This window comes from uncultured Agrococcus sp. (assembly GCF_945915485.1).
Classification (GTDB): domain Bacteria; phylum Actinomycetota; class Actinomycetes; order Actinomycetales; family Microbacteriaceae; genus Agrococcus.
The window spans coordinates 17,484-40,521 of sequence record NZ_CAMEFJ010000015.1 but is presented as its reverse complement, the minus strand read 5'-3'; the positions used below and the strand labels follow the sequence as shown (position 1 = coordinate 40,521).

Genomic DNA, 23,038 nt, shown 5'->3' with positions numbered 1-23,038 from the left:
ATCTAGAGGCGTTCTGATGAGCAGGAAGCTATCGATCCGACGAGAACCGCACGGTGACGGATTCGTCTACCGGAGGGGAGGACGCCTCATCACGGCTGTCACGGAAATCGAGCGGATCGAGGCGATTGCCGTTCCCCCGGGTTGGCGCGACGTGAGCATTGCGGCCAGCGCCGGTGCGAAGACCCAAGCGATCGGGACGGACGGGGCCGGCAGGCGGCAGCGGATCTACAGCGCAGCACATCGGAGACGGCAGGAACGAGCAAAGCACGACCGCGTTCTGCTGCTCGCTGAAGCCCTGCCGAATCTGCGGCGACGCGTCGATCGCGATCTACGGAGGACCTCGCTGCGCCGGGACCGGGTCGTGGCCGGCGTGGTGTGGCTCATCGACCGCGAGGGCTTTCGCACGGGCAGCAGCGAGTACGTCGGCGTTCACGGATCGTTCGGGGTGACGACGCTTCGGAGACGACACGTGCGCGTACGATCCTCCTCCGTCGAGTTCGATTTCAAGGGCAAGCTTGGACGACGCCACAGGAGGCTCGTTCGTGACGCCCGTATAGCGCGCCTTCTGGCACGTCTGGAAGAGCTGCCCGGCACCGCCATGTTCGAGAGCCTGGATGCCGACGGCGAGGTGCACGGAGTGCGAGCACTGCACGCTAACGAGTACATACGGCGATACACCGGTGTCGATTGCAGTGCGAAGGACTTGCGGACGTGGAGTGCCACGCGTGCAGCCGTTGAACTGCTGCTCGAGGTCGATGCCGCAGAGTTGCGAGACGAGCGCTCCCGCGCAACGGCGGTTCGAGACATCATCGGAAAAGTAGCCGAGCGGCTCGGTAACACCCCCGACGTTGCGAGGGAGAGTTACATCGACCCGCGTGCACTCGCGGTCGCCGAGCACCCGGAACGGCTGAAGCGCTTACAGCAACGCCGAAGCGGCATGCGCCCCCGCCGGTTCCGAAGCGTCGACGAACAGCTTGCGCTCGACGTGCTGCACGATCATTGAGATTCACCGATCCATCAGAGATCGCTCGCCTCGCCGAGGCCCGCGATCGGTAATGCAGGTCGTTATGCCACCTGCAGCCGCGCGGCCAACATCCTCTTGCCCTGTTCACCGGCCTTGATGTTGTTGTTTTGGATCTTCCGGAACCACTCAGCGAGTTCGGTGTCGCCCGCTGCGTCAGCGTCGGAGATGTACGTGGACATCTGCCACACGTTCTCCAGTGATGCCTGAATCACCGTGATGAGGTCGTAGTTCTCGTCCTTCATCGTTTGATCTCCGCTTCGATCGAGGTCTGTCATGATGCTTCCTTTCCGTAACGAATTTGCTCGTACACGGCCCACCGTGATGAAGCATGCTGCTTCGCACCACACCCTTGATTCTCCTGGCTCTCTCGCTTATCCTCTGTGTGCTCGCGCGGATAGTGATCGCGGGGCGAGTGCGGCTGTCGCCGGTGAAACACTGCGTGCCAATGATTCGGTAGGTGCCAATGCCTCGGCAGGTGGCACGCTCACGTGCGTTTCGGCAGTGTGTCCGCACATGGGCGGCATCCTGCAATGGAACGATCTGGAGCGCAGTTGGGATTGTCCACTACACGGCTCACGATTCCAGTCTGACGGTGCTCGAATCGAGGGCCCGGCCGTCGATAACCTGCAAGCGAAGTGAAATCGCAGAATAGCGTGCCGCATTGCCGATGTCGAGGGGGTGGCTCCTACCGGTCGGGATTCGTAGTTTCGAAGCAGACGCTACGAAAAGGAGGAGATCATGACCGATCAACCGCAAATCAAAGACGAGGAACTCTACGAACGCCTCCGGGATGAAGGCGCCTCCAAAGAGAAAGCCGCCCGCATCGCCAACGCGGCGGCCGCAGAAGGTCGTTCGAAGGTCGGAAAGCGGGGAGGCGAGGCCGAAAACTACGAGGATCGAACCGTCGAGGAACTGCGAGAGCAAGCTCGCGAACTCGACATCAACGGCTATTCGAATCTCCGCAAGGACGAACTCGTAGAAGAACTGCGCAGACACTGATCACGATCATCGGCGGACCAGATCATCGCGGCATGCGATGGAAAGGAGTTGTCATGGCCCCGAACCGGGACCCGAGAACGAAGCACCCACGGCCGCCCTTCTCCGAACCGAAGCAGGCCGCACAGCCGGGGCATACGGAAGACATGCGTTTGCAACCCGATCACGGTGAGACCAGCTATCAAGGTAGTGGACGGTTAGCCGGGCAACGAGCGCTGATTACCGGAGGCGACTCGGGCATCGGCAGGGCCGTCGCCATCGCATACGCTCGCGAGGGCGCGGACGTCGCGATTGCCTATCTGCCGGAGGAACAGCGGGACGCTGACGAGACCAGAGCACGAGTGGAGGAAGCGGGGCGATGGTGCGCCATGCTACCCGGTGATTTGACGGACGAGCGAACCTGCGCCGAGACCGTCAGCCGCGCTGCCAACGAACTCGGCGGGCTGGATGTCCTGGTGCTGAACGCGGGTCATCAGCGCGAACGCGAAGAGGATGCGGCCATCGAGCGCGAGGCGATCATGCGCGTGTTCGAGACGAATCTCGTTGCGCCTCTACTGCTGATGCGCGAAGCCGCTCCGCAGCTGAGGCCCGGCGCGAGTGTGATTGTGAGCGCATCCATCCAGTCGTACAACCCCTCGCCCGATCTGCTCGACTACGCGATGACGAAAGCGGCGCTCGTCGCCTTCACCAAGGCGCTGGCGGAGCAGCAGGGAGAACGCGGTGTGCGCGTCAACGCAGTAGCGCCCGGGCCGATCTGGACGCCGCTGATTCCGGCGACGGGCTGGGACGAGAAGCTCGAGCACTTCGGCGGCGACACCCCGCTGGGTCGCCCCGGGCAGCCGGCAGAACTCGCCGGCGCCTACGTCTATCTCGCCTCGGAGGATGCCTCGTACGTCTCCGGTGCCGTCGTTCCCGTTACGGGTGGCAAGCACCTCTGATCGAACTACTTGTTCGCGAGGTATCGTTCGGCTTCCTCCTCGGTGATGACGACCATGCCGCGCGGGGTGTTCGAGAGCTCGTGCAGCACCGACACCCAGGATTCGTTGAGTTCCGGTGTGCGGCTCCCCGAGAAGCGGAAGGAGAGCGGGATGCTCGGAGCAAGCCAGATCGACATCCTACCGCTGCCGGTCTGGGGGGAGTTGGACCAGTTGAGCAGGAAGCTCTCCTGTCTCCGTAGTTTCATGGCGATGGCCATCTTGAGGTGCGAGAGCGTACGATCTTCGAACTCATACTCCTGCGACCCCGCGTAGGTGATGTATCCCATGCTGGACATACTGCCAGGTTTAACCCCTCACCGGGAGGAAAGTGAACGCGCCGCGCCGATGAGCGACGGTGGTGACAGTGATTCGGCCCAAACGAGCGGCGCATATATCGATACTTCCGCGTAGCGTCAACCCTCGTGTTTCGGTTGCTCAACTGACCTAGACTCCCCGGATGCTCACGAACATCTTTGTCCTCGGGTTAGACGATCTGAACCGCGATGCGCTGGTCGCGATGCCCGACGCCGACCACTTCCGCTTCCATCAACTCCTCACACGAGAAGAGCTGCAGGAGGGAACATCATCGGTTTCAGAACTCCTCGAACGGGCACGTCGTGATCTGGATGCGTTCGACGGTTCGATCGATGCGATCGTGGGGTATTGGGACTTCCCGGTCACCATGATGGTGGCCATCCTGTGTCACGAACGGGGCTTGACCGGCGCCAGCCTCGAATCGGTTGTGAAGTGCGAGCACAAGTACTGGAGCCGACTCGTGCAGCAGGAAGTGATCGACGAGTATCCTGCGTTCGCGCTTCTGGATCTTGATGATGATCGTCCGTCTCTCCCGGAAGGGCTCTCCTATCCGGTGTGGATAAAGCCGATCAAATCCGCTTCTTCAGAAGGCGCGCACTACATCGAGGACGAGGAGCAACTCGCCTCTGCCGTAGCGCTGGAGCGCGAAGAGGTCGGACGCATGGGAGGAGCGTTCAATGACATCCTCAGCATGCTCGAGTTGCCCCCTCGAATCGCGAGCATCGGCGGCAGTGCATGCCTGGTGGAAGAGGCGGCCACCGGCATGCAGGTCACGGTGGAGGGTGTCAGCCGCGACGATGACGTCGAAGTCTACGGTGTCATCGACTCCGTGACCTACCCGGATTCACCGAGCTTTCTCCGCTACCAGTACCCGTCGGTACAAGTGCCTCAGCACATCCAGAACTACATGGTGGATGTCTCGCGCAGGGTTATCGGCGCGATGGGCTTGACGAACAGCACTTTCAACATCGAGTACTTCTGGGATCGGGAGAACGAGAAACTGAGTCTGCTGGAAGTGAACGCACGCCATTCTCAGGCGCACGCTCAACTGTTCACCCTCGTCGACGGTATCCCGAACCATGCGTTCATGGTGGATCTGGCGCTCGGACGCCCTCCGCGTGACCTGCCGCGCAGGCAGGGGACGTTCAAGACCGCGGGGAAGTGGTTTCTGCGCCGCTTCTCCGACGGCATCGTGACGCGCGTGCCGACCCGTGAGGAAATCGCGAACCTCGAAGCCGACATCCCCGGCACCGTCGTCAGCCTCACGGTCGCAGAGGGGGACCGGTTGTCGGATGCGATGGGCGAGGACAGCTTCAGCTACGTGCTCGCCGAAATCTTTCTGGGGGCTCGCAACGAAGTCGAATTGACGAACGAGTACGAACGCTGTTTGCAGGCACTGCGGTTCACGATCGAGAACGTTGAGGAAGGAGACTAATGCGCATCGTCACAGCACTGCCCAACGAAGTACGAGAGGACGAGCACCTGTGGATTCCGATGTCGGATGGCACCCGACTCGCCGCGCGCCTCTGGCGACCGACGTCGGCCGACGATGACCCGGTCCCCGGTGTCGTGGAGATGATCCCGTACCGCAAACGCGACCTGACCGCGCAGCGGGATTCCATTCATCACCCGTACATGGCCGGTTACGGGTACGCCTGTTTGCGGGTCGACCTGCGGGGCAGCGGCGATTCCGACGGCGTACTGACCGATGAGTATCTCGAGCAGGAGCTCGTCGATGCCGAAGAGGTCCTCGCATGGATGTCGAAACAGCCCTGGTGCAACGGCCGAACCTCGATGATGGGCATCTCCTGGGGAGGATTCAATGCACTCCAGGTCGCCGCCCGACGACCGCCGAGCCTGGGCGCGATCATCACACTGAGTTCTACCGATGATCGCTATACCGACGATGTGCACTACATGGGCGGGTGCCTGCTCAGCGACAATCTGTCTTGGGCCTCGACGATGTTCGCCTACAACTCCTGCCCACCGGACCCCGCTATCGTCGGCGAACGCTGGCGCGAAATGTGGTTCGACCGACTAACGAACAGCGGACTGTGGCTCGAGGAATGGCTGACCCACCAGCGCAAGGACGACTACTGGCGGCACGGCTCCATCAACGAAGACTACTCGTCGATCGAGGTTCCCGTGTTCGCGGTGAGCGGCTGGGCGGACGGGTACTCCAACGCGGTGTTCCGTCTGCTCGAGGGGCTGGATGTGCCGACACGAGGGCTTATCGGACCGTGGAGTCACAAGTACCCGCATCTCGGCGAGCCCGGCCCGGCCATCGGCTTCCTGCAGGAAGTGATCGCCTGGTGGGATCACTGGTTGAAGGACGAGAAGGACAACGGGGCGATGGACGGACCTGCGCTCAGCATCTGGATGCAGGACCCGGTTCGCCCCTCGACCACGTACGAGGACCGGCCGGGGCGCTGGGTCGGTGAGCCCAGCTGGCCGAGCCCGCGCATCATCCGTGCGAGGTATCCGCTGGGGCGGCACCGCATCGCAGCTCCCGAGGATGCGAGGCCTTCCAGCCCCGCGCTCACCGTGCAGTCGCCGCTGTCCGTCGGCCAGTTCGCCGGGAAGTGGTGTTCGTACAACGCGCCTCCCGACATGCCGTACGATCAGCGCGAGGAGGACGGTGGCTCGTTGGTCTTCGACAGCGACGTCCTCGAGCAGCCGCTCGAACTCCTCGGTGGCCCGGCCGTGGAACTCAGTCTTTCGGTCGATCAGCCGGTGGCCATGATCGCGGTGCGGCTTTCGGAGATCTCACCGGATGGCGAGGCGACCCGTATCAGCTATGGCGTGCACAACCTGAACCATCACAGCGGTTCGCATGACCCGCAGCCGCTGGAGCCGGGGGAGTCCGTGACCGCCACTGTGCAGCTGAACGGCATGGCGCAGTCGGTGCCGGCCGGTCATCGGCTTCGACTGTCCATCTCCACATCGTATTGGCCTGTCGTGTGGCCATCCCCGCAACCGGTGCAGCTTACGGTGTATCCGGAGCATTCCACCCTCGTACTGCCCGTTCGCCCCACTGACATCCGTGATCGGGGCGACCGGGTGCCGAGCTTCGGCGAGCCGGAGGGCGCGCCGCCCGTCGAAACCGTGCAGGTGCAATCGGGAGAGCAGGACTGGAGCGTTCACAGGAACATGGTGGATCTCTCGGGCTCGCTACGCGTTGTCAAAGATCTCGGCGAGATCTACTTCCCGGATATCGACCTGTCGGTCGTGCGCCGCACCTACGAGAACTACAGCTATACGGCAGACGATTGCAACTCGGTGCGCGGTGAGACCGATTGGACGATGGGGTTCTCGCGCGGAGATTGGGATGTGCGAACGGCCACGAAGACGGTGCTCACCTCGACGCCCTCCGACTTCCACCTCTACGCAGAGCTGGATGCCTTCGAGGGGGAGGAGCGTGTGGCCTCGATGAACTGGAGCACCACGATTCCTCGTGACTTCATCTGACGGGTAAGCGGCACCGAGTGGTTGTCTCGCGTCGCCCCACAGGGCGGTTCGGTCGGCCCGGAACGCCACTCCGATAGGACTTGTGCCTCGACTCGGCCAGTGGGGCGACGGGCGGAATCGGTTGTCAGAACGACAGCGAGCGCGGGCGCCGACTTAACGTTCGCGCACCATGTCGGCGACGCGCTCCGCGCATCCCCAGGACATCGAGACCCCCGCGCCTCCGTGTCCGTAGCAGGCGATTGTGGGTGACGCGGCATCCGTGATCCACTCGATGCGGGGCTCCGACCTGCCCGGCCGGAGCCCGACACCGCGCGAGACAATGGGAAGCCCCTGCAGCTCCGGCATGGCCGCGGTCACTCGCTCGAGAATGCCAGTTTCGATGTCCGGGTCGTGCTCCGCGTCGGCGTTGCCGGCGTCGTCGGTGCCGCCGCAGACGATGTCGTCGAATCGCGGGATCACGTAGGTGAGCCCTCCCGGTGCATCATCGTCGACGTACCAGTCGGTCAAGCCCGGGTTCTCGAGGCGTACGATCTGGCCCCTGCGCGGGATGATCGGCTCGGCATCCGGCACGAGCTCGGGAGAGCGCAGGCCGGCGGCGACGATCTTGACGTCGGCTTCGACGCTAGCGAGATCGTTGATGAGACGGCGCTCGAAGCGTACGCCTAGCTGCTCCACGATCGCGCGAAGCCACACGAGGTACTTGCTCATATCGATAACGGGCACCGTGACCCGGAAGCCGCCAAGGGCTCCGTCTGGAACCTCCTCCTGCGTGAGTTCGCGTTTGCCGGGGAGCGCATCCGTCCAGGCCATATCGGTTTCGGGCAGGCGAACGATGAACCGTCCGCTGCGCCGCGCAATGCCCCTCGAGGCGTCGGCGAGCTCCTCGAAGCGGAGGCGGGTGCGTTCGGAGAGTTCGATCACGTCGGCATCGAGGCTGACACCGTACGGGAACCAGACGGCACCGGCCAACGGTGAGCAGTCGCGCGGGTCGTGGTCATCGGCGATGACCGTGACGGCATGGCCTGCGTGCGCGAGTTCGTGAGCGATGCTGAGCCCTATGACCCCGGCTCCTATGACTGCGACCTGCTTCTGCTCCATTGCTTCCTCGCTCCTCGTGATTTCTTCCATTGTGTCGGTGAGCGAGCCGCCTTGCGAGTGCGCACTGCGCACGCTTGCTTCCGCGCAGGCGCTCGGCTGCCCGAACCGGTTCGCGCTCCGAAGGTAATCACGCAAGCCGCACCGGGGTACGGTAAAGCCATGAAGCTTCACGAGTTCCCACGCCACCAGCTCACGTTCGGACCGAGCCCCGTCCACCACCTGCGCCGACTGAGCCAGCATCTCGGTGGTGCTCAGGTCTGGGCGAAGCGCGAGGACGTCTCGAGCGGTCTGGCCTACGGCGGCAACAAGGTGCGCAAGATGGAGTACATCGTGCCGGACATCCTCGAATCCGGCGCCGACACGATCGTGTCGATCGGCGGCTTCCAGTCCAATCACACGCGGCAGGTCGCCGCTGTCGCTGCTCACCTGGGGTTGCAGGCGAAGCTCGTGCAGGAGACGTGGGTGCCGTGGGACGACCCGATGAACGACAAGGTCGGCAACATTCTGCTCTCGCGGATGATGGGCGCGGACGTGCAACTCGACGACTCCGGGTTCGACATCGGCATCCGCGACTCCTGGAAACGAGCGCTGCAGGAGGTCGAAGATGCCGGCGGCAAGCCGTACGCGATCCCTGCCGGGGCGAGCGAGCATCCCCTCGGCGGTCTCGGTTTCGCCAACTGGGCGTTCGAAGTCGCGCAGCAGGAAGAGGAGCTCGGCGTGTTCTTCGACACCGTCGTCGTGTGCACCGTCACGGGATCGACGCACGCGGGCATGATCGCCGGATTCGCGGCGCTCGAAGAACTGACGGGCGTGCGACGGCGAGTGATCGGCATCGATGCCTCGGCGACGATCGAGAAGACCCGTGACCAGGTCTGGCGTATTGCGCGCAATACCGCAGAACTCATAGAGCTCGGGCGCGAGCTGCGCGACGATGAGATCACGGTGCTGGAAGGCTGGGCGGGCGAGCTCTACGGCATCCCCGTCGAATCGACGATGGAGGCGATGGCGCTCGGTGCCGAGCTCGAGGCGATGATCACCGATCCCGTCTACGAGGGCAAGTCGCTCGCGGGGCTCATCGACCTCGTGCAGGGCGGCGACATTCCGTCGTCATCCAACGTGTTGTACGCCCACCTCGGCGGGCAGCAGGCCGTGAACGCCTACCACCGGCTCTGGAACTGAGCACTGCCCGGCCCCGCCATAATCTGAGGGAGGGGCCGAAAATCGGTCGATACGGGGAGCCATTGCCGTATAGGGGGTCGGCTGTGTGCATTAGCCGAGGTTTTGGCCCTCGACAGACATGATGCGCGGAGGCCTGTGCCCGGGCTAGGAGGCGCCGATCACGACGCCGGTGCGCAGTTCCGCAAGGCGGGCAAGCGCTGCGGCAACGGCCTCCGGCGACGGCACGCGTTCGGCGGCGGCAGTTTCGCCGTCGCCAACGCGTACGCCGATGTCGTCGGGCCCGAGCGCCTCGAAGGCGTCCTCATCCGTGACGTCATCGCCGAAGAAGAGGATGGGTGCGGCGAGCTGTTCGCGAATAGCCTGCAGTGCTCGGCCCTTGTCACTGTGCCGCACCGTGAATTCGCGAACGCGCTTGCCGTTCCTGGCATCGAAGCCTTCGTCGGAGCCGAGTTCGACCGCCGCCGCCAGCAGCTCATCGGAGCGTTGGTCATTGCGCACCTCGCGCGTGTGCACCGCAACGCCGAAGGCTTTCTCCTCGATTCTGACGCCCGGCTCATCGCCGAACACTCTGCGGAGGCGGCGCAGCAGGCGGCGCAGCATCGAGGACTCCTCATCGGAGAGTGGATCGTTCCCAGGGTTCGACGATGCCGGTACGCCCGTGAGTTCCACGCCGTGCGAGCCCGACAGCACGCGTCCGTCGGTGCGAACACCGGTTGCGCGCAGGCTGTCGAGCGACCTGCCGCTTATCAACGCAATGTGCACTCCGTCGGCCCCCTGGAGCGCGCTGAGCGCTTCCTCGGCCCGGGGCAGAATGCGGGCATCCTTCGGGCGTCGGGCTATCGGCGCGAGCGTTCCGTCGAAGTCGCAGGCGACGATGATGTTCGGCTCCGACGCGAAGCGACGCAGGGCACTGTCGAGACTGGTCGGGATGAATACGGGAGCGGGGATGCGCGAGCCGCCGTCCTCGTCGGAGCCCCGTCCGAGTCGCTCACGCTCGTCGGCCGCGTGATTCACGGCGCGCAGGAAGGAGTTCGCCCAGTGCGCGACGTCGTACTCCTTGACCTGGTGGCGCAGTGCGCTCATCCGTCGTTGCTGCTCGGCCGCGGGCATGTGCATCGCACGCAGGAACGACGATTTGAGCCCATCGATGTCGTGCGGATTCACGAGCAGTGCATCCGTCATTTCGTCAGCGGCGCCCGCGAATTCACTCAGTACGAGCACTCCGTGCTCGTCGTCGCGGCAGGCGACGTACTCCTTCGCGACGAGGTTCATGCCGTCACGCAGTGCCGTCACGACGACGACATCGGCCGCAAGATACAGCGCCACCATTTCGCTGCGCGGGAACCCTCTGTGGAGATAGACGACGGGAGACCAGCCGATCGTGCCGTGCTGACCGTTGATCTGACCGACCGTGCCTTCGACCTCGGACTTCAGCCGCTTATAGGCTTCGACGCGTTCGCGGCTCGGGCTGGCGACCTGCACCATGACGGCTTCGCCTGCCTTGACATCCCCCTCTCCCAGCAGCTCGGCGAAGGCTTTGAGCCGGTGACGGATGCCCTTCGTATAGTCGAGGCGATCGACGCCCAGCAGGAGCTTTCGCGGGTTGCCGAGCTCTTCGCGGATCTCCTTCGCACGCGCTCGAACGGCCGGGTCTGCCGCGAGCGACTCGAGCGACTCCGTGTCGATGGAGATCGGAAACTCCTGCGCGAGCACGGCTCTCGCAGGCTCATCGGCCGTCTCCGGCACCACGATGAGGTTGCCGTTCGCGTGCGCGTCGGCGTAGTGTTCAGCGGCCCAGCGGAAGCTCAGGGCATCCTGGACGCGCTGGAATCCGATGACGTCCGCTCCCAGCAGCCCCTCGATGATCTGGCGGCGCCACGGCAGCTGACCGAACAGGCGTCGAGCGGGAAACGGGATGTGCAGGAAGAACGCGATCGTGAGATCCGGGCGCACTTCGCGCAGCATCCCCGGCACCAACTGCAGCTGATAATCGTGCACCCAGACGATCGCGCCCTCGGGCGCTTGCTCGGCAACGACATCGGCGAATCGTTGATTGACGGTCAGATAGTGATCCCACCACGGGCGATGGTAGTCGGGGGTTGCGATGAGGTCGTGGTAGAGCGGCCAGAACGTGCTATTGGACAGCCCCTCGTAGTAGCCCTCGTGCTCCTCGGTGCTGAGCGTGATCGGGTGGAGCCGCAGCGTCTCGTGCTCGAACGGCTCGATCTGCTCATCCACGTTGCCCGGCCAGCCGACCCAGAGGCAGCCGAGATCGCGCACGACCGGTTCCATCGCGGTGACGAGCCCTCCGGGAGATGTCTGCCACCGCACCGTGCCGTCCGGGTCGGTCACCCGGTCGACGGGGAGTCGGTTGGAAACAACGACCAGTTGTCGCTGCGGCTCGGCCGGGTTCGTGCTTGTCATCTCGTGTTCCTCCACGCTCGGGGCAGATGTGAACTCAATGCCAGTATCCCACCGAAGATTGCGCCGGTTCTAAACGGAGATGCGAGAGCGGCCGCTTCGGGTTCCGCACGCAACGCCCACTACGCTGAAATGGAGCACGGGGCCGGTACTCGACCGCCCGGCATGGATCGGCGAAGGACGGTTAATCGCAATGGAGAGCACACTTCGTTGGGCTGTTGTCGGCGCAAGCTGGATCGCGGGTGATCGCGTCATCCCGGCGCTGCGGGCCGCAGAACAGAAGATCACGCACCTCGTGACCTCGAGCGGCGGGTACGGGGCGGATTTCGCGGCCGAGCACGGCATCCCCGCGGTGGCTGCAACGCTCGAAGACATTGCAGCAGGCGACATCGACGCCGTCTACATCGGAAACCTCAACGAGCGGCACCGACAAGCGGCGGAAGCAGCGGCGGCACGCGGATGGCACGTGCTGCTCGAGAAACCGATGGCGACAACGGTCGAGGATGCCCGAGCGATCGTCGAGGCCTGCGAGCGGGCCGGAGTCGTGCTGGCGGTCAATCATCACCTCGCGGCATCCGGAGCGGTGCAGGCGGTTCGCGAACTGTTCGAAGCGGGTGCGGTTGGGCTGGTGCGTGCTGTGCGCATCGAACATGCGAAGCTGTTGCCTGACTTTCTGCGCACCTGGCGGCTCGGCGCGAGCGAGGGAGCGGGAGTTGTTCCCGACCTGACACCGCACGACGCATCCGTGCTGTTCGCGCTGCTCGGTGCGCGAGAGGTGCTGGATGTCAAGGCGCTCGCGGTTCGCCAGGGAGAGTGGGACGGGCCGGCACTGGATGCTTCCGCGGCAGTGCTGCGGCTGGAGGGCGATGTGCTCGTCACGCTCCACGACGGGTTCACGACGCCGCACGCGACATCCGGAGTTGAAGTGCTGGGCTCTCAGGGCGCGATCCGGGCGGAGAATCTTCTCGACCCGGACCCCATCGCATCGGTGCAGCTCGTGACCGACAGCGGAACCGAGGAGGTCGAGTGGGAGCGCAGGGACGTGTACGAGGCGACGGTGCTGGCGTTCGTCGGTGCGGTCGGCGGCGAAGGCGAGCCGTTCGTGGATGGACGGGCGGCGCTGCGCGCCGCCGAGGTCGCGTTCGCGGTCGAGGCGGCAGCGCGGTAGCAGCTAATCGTCACGGCCGTGACGGAGCGTTTCCTCGTGCGAATGCGTGTGCAGCTCGTGCCCGTCGACGGCAAGATGTTCGTGCAGCTCGAGATGCACGGCAGCCATGTCGCCCGCTTCTAGCAGCTCGATGACGCGAAGGTGACTCGGCACAATGTCCTCGACCGCTGTGAACGACCGACGCAGGTGCGTCATGCAGATCAGCGCCTCCGTTGCGAGCGTGGCGTAGGCCCTATCGAGTCGCGCGTTGCCACCGGCGCGGACGAGATGCGTGTGGAACTCGATATTGATCCTGCTCATGCGCGTCCAATCTCGATCGTCGACGGCCTCCTGCATGAGCGGCAGGTACTCGCGCAGTTCTTCCCCTGTGCGCGCAATCGCTTCGGGCCGCTGCTTTGTAATCGACTCGGCCGCTGCGCACTCGATCACTTCGCGTGCTTCGAAGACCTCTGCAACGTCGTGCTCCGTCGTCTCCCGAACGAAATTGCCGCGATTCCGGTGCGAGACGAGCAGCCCTTCCTGCACCAGCCGGCCCAGCGCTTCACGCACGGGACCGCGAGACACGTTCAGTTGCGCGGCGACGTGAACCTCGTTGATCTGCTCACCCGATCGAAACGATCCGTCGATGATGCGCTCACGAATCTGATCGGCGATGATCACGGCGGTGGGACGACTGGCTATTGCCGACAGCGACTGGATTCCACTCATGGTTCCGGGCTTCCTTCGAGTGAGATGAGCTAGCGCGTACCGCTAGCTGTGCGTGTTCTTTTCGTGGTCCGCGTGGCGTTGGGGTTCCAGTTGAATCGTAGTGTGCTCGATGTTGAAGTGCTCGCTGAGGCAGGCGTGGACCTCATCGAGGATGTCGTGGAAGTCGCGGCCCTCCCACGTGTCCTCATCGACGATGACGTGCGCCGAGAACGCGTCGACGCCGGAGGTGATGGTCCAGGCGTGAATGTCGTGCGCATCCACGACGCTGGGGATCGCCAGGATGTGCCCTCGAGCGGTGTCGACATCGAACCCCTTCGGGGATGCCTCCAGCAGCACGCGGATGACGTCGCGCAGCAGACTGTACGCGCGCGGCGCGATCATGAGGGCTATTGCGATCGATGCGAGCTGGTCGACGATGTACCAGTCCGTGAACAGGATGATGACACCGGCGATGATGACGGCGACCGAACCGAGGAGATCGCCCAGCACTTCGAGATAGGCGCCGCGCACGTTCAGGCTCTCCTTCTGACCCGACTGCAGGATCAGCAGGGAAACCAGGTTCGCGACCGCTCCGATGACCGCCGCGATGAGCATCGGGCCCGAATGGACTTCTGCCTCGGCGCCGAAACGTCGAATGGCCTCGACGAAGATCAGCACCGAGATCACACCGAGGATGATGCCGTTCGCGAGGGCCGCCAGCACTTCAACGCGCATGAGGCCGAACGTGCGCTTCGAAGTTGCGGGGAGCGTTGCCAGGATGCTGGCGATGAGTGCGATGAAGACGCCGGTTGCGTCCGTCAGCATGTGCATTGCGTCGGCCATGAGCGCGAGGGAGTTCGAGATGAACGCTCCGATCACCTGCACCAAGAAGATGCTGAGCGTGATCACCAGCACCCAGAGGAGACGCTTGCGGTGCTTGCCCGTCGCGGTCGCGTGGCCCTCGAGGCCGTGGCTGTGCCCGCCCTCGCTCTGCCCTTGCACGGAGGGTCGATGCGGGTGTCCGGGGCTGAAGTCGTGCCCGTCGGGGGACGAGTTGTCACATGAACTCACGAAGCACCTCCTGATGTACAGGGTAGCAAGATTGTCAATTGTTGACAATTGGCATGGGTGCCACGCGGAGCGTCACGAAGCGTGCCCGAGCACGAACGGAGGCGGTGCCTCGGAGGCCAGGAGGTCAGACGCTCGGTGGGGCCTCCGACTTCAGTACTCGATACCCGCGTCTGGTGTCGTAGCCGTGAATCTCACGGGTATCCAGCTCCCGCATGAACGCGAGGAGATCACTCGTGATGACCTGCCCCGGCACCAGCACGGGGAATCCGGGCGGATACGGCGTTATGAAGCCTGCCGAGACCACGCGTTCCCCCGCGGCCACACGCTCGCGCAACTGTGGCGGCAGCACGTACTCGACGGCATCCCAGCGCTGGCCCTCGAAGAACGCGCTCCTCATGTCACCGTCCGGCAGGCCCGCGGGCGCCGCGAACTGATCGGCGAAGCAGCTGAAGTCGGGCAGGGGAGGCAGCTGCACTTCGGGCGGCAGGATGTCGGTGGCGTCGATGTCCAAGCGGTCGCGCTCGAGCCGTTGCGCGAGCTTCACGAGTACCTCGATCAGGTAGGCGATCGAGCTGCGACTCGTGCCGATATTCGTCATGAAGAGCACGGTATTGCGGCTGGTCTTATTGACCTGGATGCCGTAGCGGTCCATGAGCAGGTCGTGCTTGAACGTGTCGCCGTCGACGCCGGTCTTCGTGATTTCGACGGTGACGCGGCTGGGGTCCACGACGAACTCGTCGTAGCACCACGCACGCCACATCTCCGCGAGTCCTACGCGCAGCGGCATCGGCCGCTGGCTCTCCCGGAAGCGCTCGGGCACGAGCTCGTGGGTCGTGAGCACCCTGAAGGTGCGACGCAGCACGGGATGCCGGGCGATCGCGGATGCCAGCGCTGTTCCGAGGTCCAGCTGCGCCTGCACGAGTTTGAAGCCCTCCATCTCCACCTGGCGGCGGCCGAGGTCGAGCGAGGCGAGGATCTGGTAGTTCGGCGATGTCGACGTGTGGGTCATGAAGGCCTCGTGGAAGGCCTCCTCCGCGCCGCGCTTCCAATCGTGATCCCAGACATGGATCATCGACCCCTGCCGCAGGGCCGTGAGCGTTTTGTGCGTCGACTGCGTCGCGTATACGCGGATGCGGGCATCGGGCGGCGGCAGGAGCCGCTCCTCCAGCCACACGCTGTCGGCCGCGGGGTTGCCATCGCTATCGACGAGGCGTTCGCGCTGCTGCCTGTACTCGCGCGCATGACCATCGGTCCGGAGCCGCTCTTCGAGGCGTTTCGCAGCAGCCATGGCGGTTCTGCGTCGCGTCACGGGATGGAAGGCACCGAACGCGAACCACGCTTCGTCCCACAGGAAGATGAGGTCGGGCTTGATCGCCAGGCACTCGGACATCACGCGTTCCGGGTCGTAGACGATGCCGTCGAATGTGCAATTCGTCAGCGTGATCATGCGCACTTCGTCGAGACGCCCGGCAGCGCGATAGTCGAGCAGCAGTTGCTTGACGCGGCTGATGGGCACCGCGCCGTAGAACGCGAACTCGTTGAGGGGATACGCCTCCAGGTAGGCGGGGCGAGCGCCCGTCAGCATGAGGGCGTGGTGGTGCGACTTGTGGCAGTTCCGATCGACGAGAACGACGTCCCCCTGCGCTGCGACAGCCTGGTGCACGATCTTGTTCGCCGTGGATGTGCCATTCGTCACGAAGAACGTCCTCTGAGCACCGAAGGCGCGTGCCGCGAGATCCTGGGCCTTTTTGATCGTGCCCTGCGGTGCCAGCAGCGAGTCGAGGCCGCCGGAGGTCGCACTCGTCTCCGCGAGCAGGAGATTGAGCCCGTAGAATTCCGCGAGATCGCTGACCCACTGGGAAGAGATGACCGAGCCGCCGCGAGCGATCGGCAGTGCATGGAAGACACCGACGGGGCGACGGGCGTGCTCTCGGATGGCGTCGAAGAAGGGTGTGTCGAAGAGGTGCGAGATTCTGCGAAGCAGCGACAGATGGAGCTCGAGATGGTCCTCTCGCCGGAACACGCGCCGGAATCGGTGCGTGAGGACTCCCGCGAGGTCTTCAACGTGTGCACCGCTGACGAGATACAGATCGAGCTCGGGGCGCAACTCGTGCAGCGCATCCGCGAGGGTCAGCACCCTGCGCACTGACGACAGCAGCGTTTTCGGTGCATCTACCGGATCGCGGTCGTTCTTGGCCAGCTCGATCGTGCTCATGAGGTCTCGGCTGAGTCGCTGCTTCGTGTGATCGCTGAAGCCCGGCCGGATGACGCAGGCGAGGATGTTCGGGTTCGTCAGCACGGCGGCGATCGCGTCTTCCATGGACGGCACGATGACGTAGTCGTAAATGAAGGTGTCGGCCGTGTTCCGGAGCCGCAGCCCGCGGTCCATCATCTCGTCGCGGTCGTTCGCCGTGGTCTCGTCGACGACGAGCACCTCGAACCGGGGGCGAGTATCCCTGTCGTTCTGTTCCTCGGCAGCCTCGCGAGCATCCTCCATCGGCTCCTGGGCTGCTTCGTTCGGCTGTTCGCCGCGCAGACGGTGCACAACGCGACCGATCGCCTCGAGTGCCGCGGAGAACTGCCGCTGCTCGATCTGTTTGCGAATCGCGGCAACGTAGCGCTGCCCGAACCCCGCCCAGTACAGCTCGATGGTCTCGAGGGCGCGCAGCGATCGGAACACTTCGCTATCGGGCGCGACCTCGTGCATTTCGCGGCCGAGCGCCAGCTGCTTCACCGAGTAGCGCAGATACTCCCACACATCGCTGCGAATGCGCCACGTGCTGGAGGCCATACCCGTTGCACGCTCGAGAGCGGGGGATTCGCGACGCTCGTCGGCCGTCGGCGCGCTCGGCACCGGCCCGTGCGTCGAGCGTTCGAGGGCGTACTCTTCGAGGGATGGTGTGCTGGGGGCATCGGGCATTGCGCGGTCTCACATTCTTCGATCACGTCGTCGCATCGGGGAGCACGTGCCTGATGAGCACCCTCCCGGCCGTCGTGGTGCGACTTTGCCGGGACACACTGCCTTCCAGCATACGAGAAGGGGAGGTTCCTCACGGAACCTCCCCTCACTTCGTTACGGACTAGCTGCGACGCTTACGCGCAACCAGTGCTCCGGATCCGACGAGAGCCAGACCAGCCGCGAGCAGCAGCAGCCACAGGGCTACGTCAACACCCGTCTGGGGCAGGTCGCCGTCGCCGCCGCCGTCGCCCGGATCAGTGGGCTCAGGAGCGGTCGGGTCCGGGTCCTCGGTCGGGTCCTCGGTGTCGATCGGGTCGTCGGACACCGTGATGGTGAACGTCTCCGTCGATTCGAATCCGAGTTGGTGGACCGCCGATACCGTCACCGTGAAGGTGCCGGCCTCCGCCGGGGTGCCGGAGATGACGCCGTCCTCGAAGACCACGCCGTCCGGCAGATCCTCGACCGTGATCTCGGCGGAACCGGTTTCGTCGGTCATGGACGGGGTGACGTCCCCGATGCTGTCGCCCGTTTCGATCGTCTGATCGGAGATCGGGTTGAGCACCGCTTCCGGCGTCTGCCCGGCCGTGTCGACGTAGACGATGGTGGTAGCAGCGCCGCCACCCAGGTCGGCCACGACCGCGCCGTAGTAGCGCGTGTCGGGCTCGAGGCCCTGCCACGTGACCTCCGCCGCGAGGTCACCGGGCTCGACCGGGCCGGTCCAGTCATCGGTGCCGGCGTTCCCGGCATTACCACCGTTGCCGGTGACCGTGACGTCCAGGTCGCCTTCGCCACCCGCGCCGACCATGACCATCTCTGCCGTCAGATCAGCCTCGTACTCGCCGAGGTAATCCGTGACCAGCATGACGTAGAAGCCGGGCTCGGGGTCGAGGATCTCGATGTACTCGTCGCTGCCCTCGTTGCCGCTCTCCCAAACGCCCGCGAGCTGTCCGAGAACGTCGAACTGCGCGACCAGCAGGTCGTAGTCCGAGTTCGCGTCAGACGAGGTCGTCTGGGCGATGAACGCCTGCGGGTCATCTTCGAGCATCAACGCCTCGTACCAGAGTCCGGGGCCGTTGACGTCATCCTCCGTCAACCACTCCCAGTAGTCGCCATCCGCGGTCTCACCCGAGGTGCCGGGCTCGTCGGGAACACCGTCCCAGCCGACACGAGTTTCGTGCAGGCCGTACTCGGTGAGCGAGAGCTCGCCGGAAGCGCCCGCTTGCACATCGAGCGGCTGGACGTCCCAGGTGCGGTCGCTTTCGATGCGCTCAGCCGATTCGACCGTCAATGCACGAACCGCGATGGGCTGGCGAACGTCGTGCTCGCCGTCGCTCCACACGAGGCGACCCTGCAGCCAGGCGTCGATCTCCGCACCATCCTGCACCGTGAAACTCACCGTGAAGGTCTGCTCTTCACCTGCTGCGCCGAAGCTCAGCGTCGAAGGCTCGACGACAACGTCGATGCCGGCGGGAGCGGTGACGTCGACCGAGTAGGTGCCGGGGTTGACGGCCGTCGCGGTACGCGTGATCGTCTGCTCCTGTACCAGCGAGCCGATGCCGATGGTGGCGAGGTTGAGGTCGCTGGGGTCGATGCCCTCGCGGCCCTCCACCGTCACCTCACCGGTACCGATGAGGTAGTCGATGTAGTCGTCGCTCGTGGCGTCGAAGAAGAAGCCGGGGCTGAACATGTCGGTCGGCTGCACCATGCCGGCGCCCTGCGCGAACACGTCGGCGTTCACCGAGGCGTCATCGTTGTACGTGTCCGTTGCCGTCGTGGTCAGCACCGACTGCGTTTCTGCAGGCGATGCGTCCGGGTACGCGCCCACGTAGGCGGCACCGAGACCGGCGGCGTGCGGTGCGGCCATCGAGGTACCGCTCATGAACACGAACTTCGGGTCTTCGCTGTCGTAGTTACCGCCCGCGGCGATGATTCCAACACCGGGAGCCGCGAAGTCGGGCTTCAGTACGTCTGCTCCCGATGCCTCCATCGGGCCGCGCGAGGAGAAACCGGCGACCTGCGGAGCGACCGCTTCGCTGTCAGCGATAGCGACTTCCGAGAGCGTGACTTCCTCGCCGTTGTCCGCGGCGGCCAGCAGCGCGTCGCGGTAGGTGTCCTGGACGTGCACCGACGGGATCGAGTGGTCGTCGAGGTCGAGCGAGTCGGACTGCACGTTGACCAGGATCATGCCCACGGCGCCGGCTTCGTACGCAGCTGCCGACTTCTCCACACGGTCATTCTCTCCGCGGTCACAGAGCACGATCTTGCCTTCTGCGAGTTCCGGGTCGAGTGTTCCCAGGAAGCAGAGCGCTGCTTCCTCCTGGCTCGCTCCGTCTGCGGCGATGTCACCGCCATAGACAATCTCGGCGGCCACCGGCTCTACCCCGATCAGCGTCGCGGATGCGCCGTTGAACGCATCGTCGTTTTCGAGGGTCACGCGACCTTCGAAGTTCGGCACGGTCGCTGCAGCAACCGTCGCGTACCAGGGCGAAGCGTGGTCAGCGGTGGTGGAGCCCGGGCCGGCGTTACCGGCCGAGGCCGAAACGAAGATACCCGCCGCGGAAGCACCGAAGAATGCCTGGTCGACAGGTGCCCACACGGTCGTGGCAGCGCCGCCGCCGATCGAGAAGTTCATCACGTCGACACCGTCGAGCGTTGCCTGCTCGATGGCCTGCACGAGGTCGGATGTCGCGCAGCCGTCATCCTCTATCGTTGTGGGGTCTGGGCCGTCCCAGCAGACTTTGTACGCTGCGATGCGTGCATCGGGAGCAACACCGCTCATCGTGCCGAGCTCAGCGCCGCCAGCCGTCGTGATCTCCACGTCCGTGTTACCGGCAGAGGTCGAAGCGGTGTGCGAACCGTGACCGTTGATGTCTCGCGGGGAGACGACATCGACCTTGTTGCCGGCTTCGTCGGAGAGTCGATCTTCACCGAAACCGTCGATGTAGTAGCGAGCACCGATGACCTTGTCATTGCAGTCGTCGGCGTTGAACTCCTCGCCTGTTTCGCAGATACCGGTGAACGTGTCGCCGTTGCCCTTGGGGAACACGATCGTGTCTCCGTCAAGATACGCGCCATCGCCGGGCGTCGTGCTCAGCTCCTCGCCATCGAAGAAGGGGTTCTCAGGAGCGATACCGGTGTCGAGGACACCGACGACAACGCCTTCACCGGCGTTGTCCCATCCGCCGACCTGCTCGTTCGCAAAGGCCTCTTCAAGTTCGAGATACTCGGTCGCGGGCACGGCCTGCGGCTGCACGATCTCGTTCGGAGTAATGCGAGCGACACGCGGGTTCAGGGTCAGCTCGACAGCCTGCTCGGAGGACAGATCCGCAATGAAGCCGTTCAGCGTCCCGGTCAGCTGCGTGTCCATCTGCACACCGGCATCGTCGGCGACTTCCTCCTGGACTTCCTCCAGGTGACCGCCGTAGGCGAGTGCCGCTGGCGATTCGAAATCGACGAGTCCGCTTTGGTTCGCGGTGCCGTTGAAGTTATCGACGCCGCCCTCATAGGTTGCGATTGGCGCATCGGTCAGTTCGACGATGTAGAGGCCAGGGTCGAATGAGCTGAGCAGCGACTCTCGCAGGTTCTCTGTGTCGTCGTTCGCGTGCGCTCCAGCACTTCCGAGTAGTGGCAATGACGCCGCGAGCGCGATGGATGCGCAAGTGGCGACCACTCTCCGGAAGCCAGCAGGCTTGCTCCGTTGTGATCTCACAAATACTCCGTTCAGGGATCTGTTCGCCGACGTTGGCGATGACTTTGCAAGCCTATGGTCGAAACTATGAGTTCGGAATGAAAGAACGGTTACTTGATTCAAGCTCTCGTTGAAGGTTCAACTTGGAGCTTTGCGCAAGGCCTTGAGGGACCGTTGATATCCCGGGCAAGCGAACCCTCCGGTATCGCCCAACGCGGTGCAGCGGCGGAGATAACGATTTGGTAACACGCAGGTGCCCCTGGTCGAAAAACCGGGGCACCTGCGTGAGGGCGTGAATCAGCTCGCGTCGAACCGATCGAGGTTCGTCACCTTTGTCCAAGCGCGGACGAAATCGTGCACGAACTTCTCGGCGGCGGCGGCGTCGTCGCTCGCGTAAACCTTCGCGAGTACGCGCAACTCTGAGTTTGACCCGAAGACGAGGTCGGCACGCGTGCCCGTCCACGTGTCTTCACCGGTCTTGTCGCTCGTTGCCTGGAACAGGGTGGAGCGCTCATCGAGCGGTGCCCATGTGGTGTCCAGATCGAGCAGATTGACGAAGAAGCGGAGGGAGATCTCGCGGTAGATCGGGCCCTCGCGCAGCGAGATGTCGGTTGTGAGCATGCGGGGTTCGCGCCGGCCCTGGAAGTCGGCTTCCGGCACCAGGTCGGAGCCGCCGCTGTTCTTCGGGGTCCAGTGCGTGACACGGAGGGTGTTCGGGGGAAGGGCGCTGCTTCTTTCGGGAGGGGTGCACATCCGCGCCGTGAATTGCGCGACGTGCCGCGCAAACGCCTACGAGTCACCGTCCTCGGTGCGGTCGGCAGAGTACATCCGCTGCCGTTCGCGTTGGCCGTGGGTCAGCTCCTTCACGTTCGTATCGGCGTCGAAGCTCGATCCCAGAGCACCCGCTACCGAGCCGAGTGCGGCGCTCAGCCACGCAACATCGAGATAGTTGGCGAACGTCGCTTCGCTGCCGAGAATCTCGCTCATGAAGCCGGGGTCGATGACGATGAGCGACGTCACGAGGATGATGACGGCGAGTGAGAAGTACAGCGCGATCATGCACAACACCAGTGTCAGCACGGTGGACATGTTGTAGAGCATGATGATCGATGCGTAGCGCTTACGTCGCGGTCGGTCCCAGAGGCGATTCCCGACCATCAGCCAGGTCACCATGGCGGTGATCGCGAGCACGCCGATAACGGCCATCCGAAACGTGCTCAGGGCAGCCGACATCTGCCAGATCGAATGGTAGAAGATGCCGAAGGCTCCGGTCGCGGCGGCGACGGCGAGCGCTGTCGAGAGTTTTGGTGCAATGCGCAACGGCTCGTTCGAGGCGATCATGCCGAAGACAGTGCGCACGCCGCCTCCGATCCGGTGAGCCAGGAGGCGGCTGTTTCCGGCATCCTCCGCTCCTGCCCACTTGGCCCACCGCACTCTGCTCTTCGTTTTCGATTCTTCGGAGACAGAGCGGATTCGCAGTACGCAGTCGACGACGACCTTCACCAAGCGCCTCTTCGGCGCAAGCGCTCCCAACGTCGGGTTGGAAACCACACCGGTACGCCGGGAGGGGAACACTTGCGCGACCAGCGGGCTGCTGCCCGCGTACCTCGGGATCTCGGTGATCAGGATGGTCGAGTCGACGCGTTCGTACTCTTGGGAAACCTGCTCCGCCGCATTGAAGTCAGGCGTGTCATCGGGGTCGATCCGAATCGGCTCGGTACGAGCGTGTATCCGCACGGGAGTATCGAGAAGCTCCTGCAGTTCGTGTTTCAGCGTTTCTCGTACTTGGGCAGACCGGCGCGAGGGGAGCCCGGGCTCGGCGACAAGCAGCACGTCCAGGCCGTGTGCACGGTCATCCGGGGCCCGCGCCCCCGAGTTCTCCGAGTCTCTGGTGTGTTCGTCCATGCGTGACCTCCGTAACCGTCGAGGTGAGAGCGAAGCGAGCGAGGATCACCGATGAGGGCAGGTCACGGCACCGGGATGCAAA

At 64.3% G+C, this 23,038-nt stretch carries 17 protein-coding genes and 1 pseudogene; 8 read left to right on the top strand and 10 right to left on the bottom strand.

Going from position 1 to position 23,038, the window contains the following annotated elements; genetic code table 11:
• Positions 1-1,003: DNA topoisomerase IB (locus Q0O95_RS04680; protein ID WP_366516441.1), on the top strand; the 1,003-nt coding region annotated here is incomplete at its 5' end.
• A 62-nt stretch (positions 1,004-1,065) separates the two neighbouring features.
• On the opposite strand, the gene Q0O95_RS04675 is transcribed toward Q0O95_RS04680, so the two are convergent.
• Positions 1,066-1,299, bottom strand: coding sequence for a hypothetical protein (locus tag Q0O95_RS04675; protein WP_293695845.1), 234 nt, complete (start codon positions 1,297-1,299; stop codon positions 1,066-1,068).
• Between Q0O95_RS04675 and Q0O95_RS04670 the strand changes: the two genes are divergently transcribed.
• The 3 genes from Q0O95_RS04670 to Q0O95_RS04660 all read left to right on the top strand — a co-directional run bounded on the left by Q0O95_RS04670 (position 1,298) and on the right by Q0O95_RS04660 (position 2,958).
• A complete protein-coding gene (locus Q0O95_RS04670) occupies positions 1,298-1,663 on the top strand; it encodes a Rieske 2Fe-2S domain-containing protein (RefSeq protein ID WP_366516440.1) in 366 nt (121 codons plus the stop codon). The two genes, Q0O95_RS04675 and Q0O95_RS04670, sit on opposite strands and share 2 nt — an antisense overlap.
• Before the next feature lie 99 nt (positions 1,664-1,762).
• Positions 1,763-2,023, top strand: a complete 261-nt coding sequence (locus Q0O95_RS04665) for a Rho termination factor N-terminal domain-containing protein (RefSeq protein ID WP_293695843.1) — start codon at positions 1,763-1,765, stop codon at positions 2,021-2,023.
• A gap of 53 nt (positions 2,024-2,076) precedes the next feature.
• The gene (locus Q0O95_RS04660) at positions 2,077-2,958 is read left to right on the top strand and encodes an SDR family oxidoreductase (protein WP_293695842.1); all 882 of its coding nucleotides are present in this window, start codon (positions 2,077-2,079) and stop codon (positions 2,956-2,958) included.
• Between the two features lie 5 nt (positions 2,959-2,963).
• On the opposite strand, the gene Q0O95_RS04655 is transcribed toward Q0O95_RS04660, so the two are convergent.
• A complete protein-coding gene (locus Q0O95_RS04655) occupies positions 2,964-3,284 on the bottom strand; it encodes a hypothetical protein (protein WP_293695840.1) in 321 nt (106 codons plus the stop codon).
• Positions 3,285-3,454: 170 nt separating this feature from the next.
• On the opposite strand from Q0O95_RS04655, the gene Q0O95_RS04650 reads away from it, so the two are divergent.
• A complete protein-coding gene (locus Q0O95_RS04650) occupies positions 3,455-4,747 on the top strand; it encodes an ATP-grasp domain-containing protein (RefSeq protein ID WP_293695838.1) in 1,293 nt (430 codons plus the stop codon).
• Entirely contained in the window at positions 4,747-6,780 is a 2,034-nt protein-coding gene (locus Q0O95_RS04645; protein WP_293695836.1) for a CocE/NonD family hydrolase, read from the top strand. The genes Q0O95_RS04650 and Q0O95_RS04645 overlap by 1 nt, the downstream gene beginning before the upstream one ends.
• Positions 6,781-6,933: 153 nt before the next feature.
• Here the strand turns inward: Q0O95_RS04645 and Q0O95_RS04640 are convergent, their stop codons facing one another.
• On the bottom strand, positions 6,934-7,878 hold the full coding sequence (locus Q0O95_RS04640; protein ID WP_293695833.1) for an FAD-dependent oxidoreductase: 945 nt from the start codon (positions 7,876-7,878) through the stop codon (positions 6,934-6,936).
• 159 nt (positions 7,879-8,037) lie between these two features.
• Here Q0O95_RS04640 and Q0O95_RS04635 point away from each other — a divergent pair, with 159 nt between their 5' ends.
• Entirely contained in the window at positions 8,038-9,057 is a 1,020-nt protein-coding gene (locus Q0O95_RS04635; RefSeq protein WP_293695831.1) for a 1-aminocyclopropane-1-carboxylate deaminase, read from the top strand.
• Positions 9,058-9,201: 144 nt separating this feature from the next.
• Here the strand turns inward: Q0O95_RS04635 and Q0O95_RS04630 are convergent, their stop codons facing one another.
• The gene (locus Q0O95_RS04630; RefSeq protein WP_293695830.1) at positions 9,202-11,481 is read right to left on the bottom strand and encodes a bifunctional alpha,alpha-trehalose-phosphate synthase (UDP-forming)/trehalose-phosphatase; all 2,280 of its coding nucleotides are present in this window, start codon (positions 11,479-11,481) and stop codon (positions 9,202-9,204) included.
• Between the two features lie 190 nt (positions 11,482-11,671).
• Between Q0O95_RS04630 and Q0O95_RS04625 the strand changes: the two genes are divergently transcribed.
• On the top strand, positions 11,672-12,646 hold the full coding sequence (locus tag Q0O95_RS04625) for a Gfo/Idh/MocA family oxidoreductase (RefSeq protein ID WP_293695828.1): 975 nt from the start codon (positions 11,672-11,674) through the stop codon (positions 12,644-12,646).
• A 3-nt stretch (positions 12,647-12,649) separates the two neighbouring features.
• Here the strand turns inward: Q0O95_RS04625 and Q0O95_RS04620 are convergent, their stop codons facing one another.
• The 6 genes and pseudogenes from Q0O95_RS04620 to Q0O95_RS04595 form a co-directional block, all read right to left on the bottom strand.
• Positions 12,650-13,354 (bottom strand): GntR family transcriptional regulator, encoded by a 705-nt coding sequence (locus Q0O95_RS04620; protein WP_293695826.1) that lies wholly within the window; start codon positions 13,352-13,354, stop codon positions 12,650-12,652.
• 42 nt (positions 13,355-13,396) lie between these two features.
• Complete coding sequence (locus Q0O95_RS04615) at positions 13,397-14,335, bottom strand: cation diffusion facilitator family transporter (RefSeq protein ID WP_293695852.1); 939 nt, start codon at positions 14,333-14,335, stop codon at positions 13,397-13,399.
• Between the two features lie 193 nt (positions 14,336-14,528).
• A complete protein-coding gene (locus Q0O95_RS04610) occupies positions 14,529-17,195 on the bottom strand; it encodes a beta-eliminating lyase-related protein (RefSeq protein WP_293695849.1) in 2,667 nt (888 codons plus the stop codon).
• A gap of 289 nt (positions 17,196-17,484) precedes the next feature.
• Entirely contained in the window at positions 17,485-21,072 is a 3,588-nt protein-coding gene (locus tag Q0O95_RS04605; protein WP_293695823.1) for a S8 family serine peptidase, read from the bottom strand.
• A gap of 276 nt (positions 21,073-21,348) precedes the next feature.
• Positions 21,349-21,612: pseudogene (locus Q0O95_RS04600) on the bottom strand (catalase-peroxidase); the annotation flags it as partial.
• A gap of 228 nt (positions 21,613-21,840) precedes the next feature.
• A complete protein-coding gene (locus Q0O95_RS04595; RefSeq protein ID WP_293695820.1) occupies positions 21,841-22,956 on the bottom strand; it encodes a hypothetical protein in 1,116 nt (371 codons plus the stop codon).
• Positions 22,957-23,038 lie beyond the last annotated feature (82 nt).

Coding starts and splice junctions, on each gene's coding strand:
- Q0O95_RS04670 (WP_366516440.1), top strand. CDS start 1,298: ATGATGCTTCCTTTCCGTAACGAATTTGCTCGTACACGGCCCACCGTG.
- Q0O95_RS04675 (WP_293695845.1), bottom strand. CDS start 1,299: ATGACAGACCTCGATCGAAGCGGAGATCAAACGATGAAGGACGAGAAC.
- Q0O95_RS04665 (WP_293695843.1), top strand. CDS start 1,763: ATGACCGATCAACCGCAAATCAAAGACGAGGAACTCTACGAACGCCTC.
- Q0O95_RS04660 (WP_293695842.1), top strand. CDS start 2,077: ATGGCCCCGAACCGGGACCCGAGAACGAAGCACCCACGGCCGCCCTTC.
- Q0O95_RS04655 (WP_293695840.1), bottom strand. CDS start 3,284: ATGGGATACATCACCTACGCGGGGTCGCAGGAGTATGAGTTCGAAGAT.
- Q0O95_RS04650 (WP_293695838.1), top strand. CDS start 3,455: ATGCTCACGAACATCTTTGTCCTCGGGTTAGACGATCTGAACCGCGAT.
- Q0O95_RS04645 (WP_293695836.1), top strand. CDS start 4,747: ATGCGCATCGTCACAGCACTGCCCAACGAAGTACGAGAGGACGAGCAC.
- Q0O95_RS04640 (WP_293695833.1), bottom strand. CDS start 7,878: ATGGAGCAGAAGCAGGTCGCAGTCATAGGAGCCGGGGTCATAGGGCTC.
- Q0O95_RS04635 (WP_293695831.1), top strand. CDS start 8,038: ATGAAGCTTCACGAGTTCCCACGCCACCAGCTCACGTTCGGACCGAGC.
- Q0O95_RS04630 (WP_293695830.1), bottom strand. CDS start 11,481: ATGACAAGCACGAACCCGGCCGAGCCGCAGCGACAACTGGTCGTTGTT.
- Q0O95_RS04625 (WP_293695828.1), top strand. CDS start 11,672: ATGGAGAGCACACTTCGTTGGGCTGTTGTCGGCGCAAGCTGGATCGCG.
- Q0O95_RS04620 (WP_293695826.1), bottom strand. CDS start 13,354: ATGAGTGGAATCCAGTCGCTGTCGGCAATAGCCAGTCGTCCCACCGCC.
- Q0O95_RS04610 (WP_293695849.1), bottom strand. CDS start 17,195: ATGGCCTCCAGCACGTGGCGCATTCGCAGCGATGTGTGGGAGTATCTG.
- Q0O95_RS04595 (WP_293695820.1), bottom strand. CDS start 22,956: ATGGACGAACACACCAGAGACTCGGAGAACTCGGGGGCGCGGGCCCCG.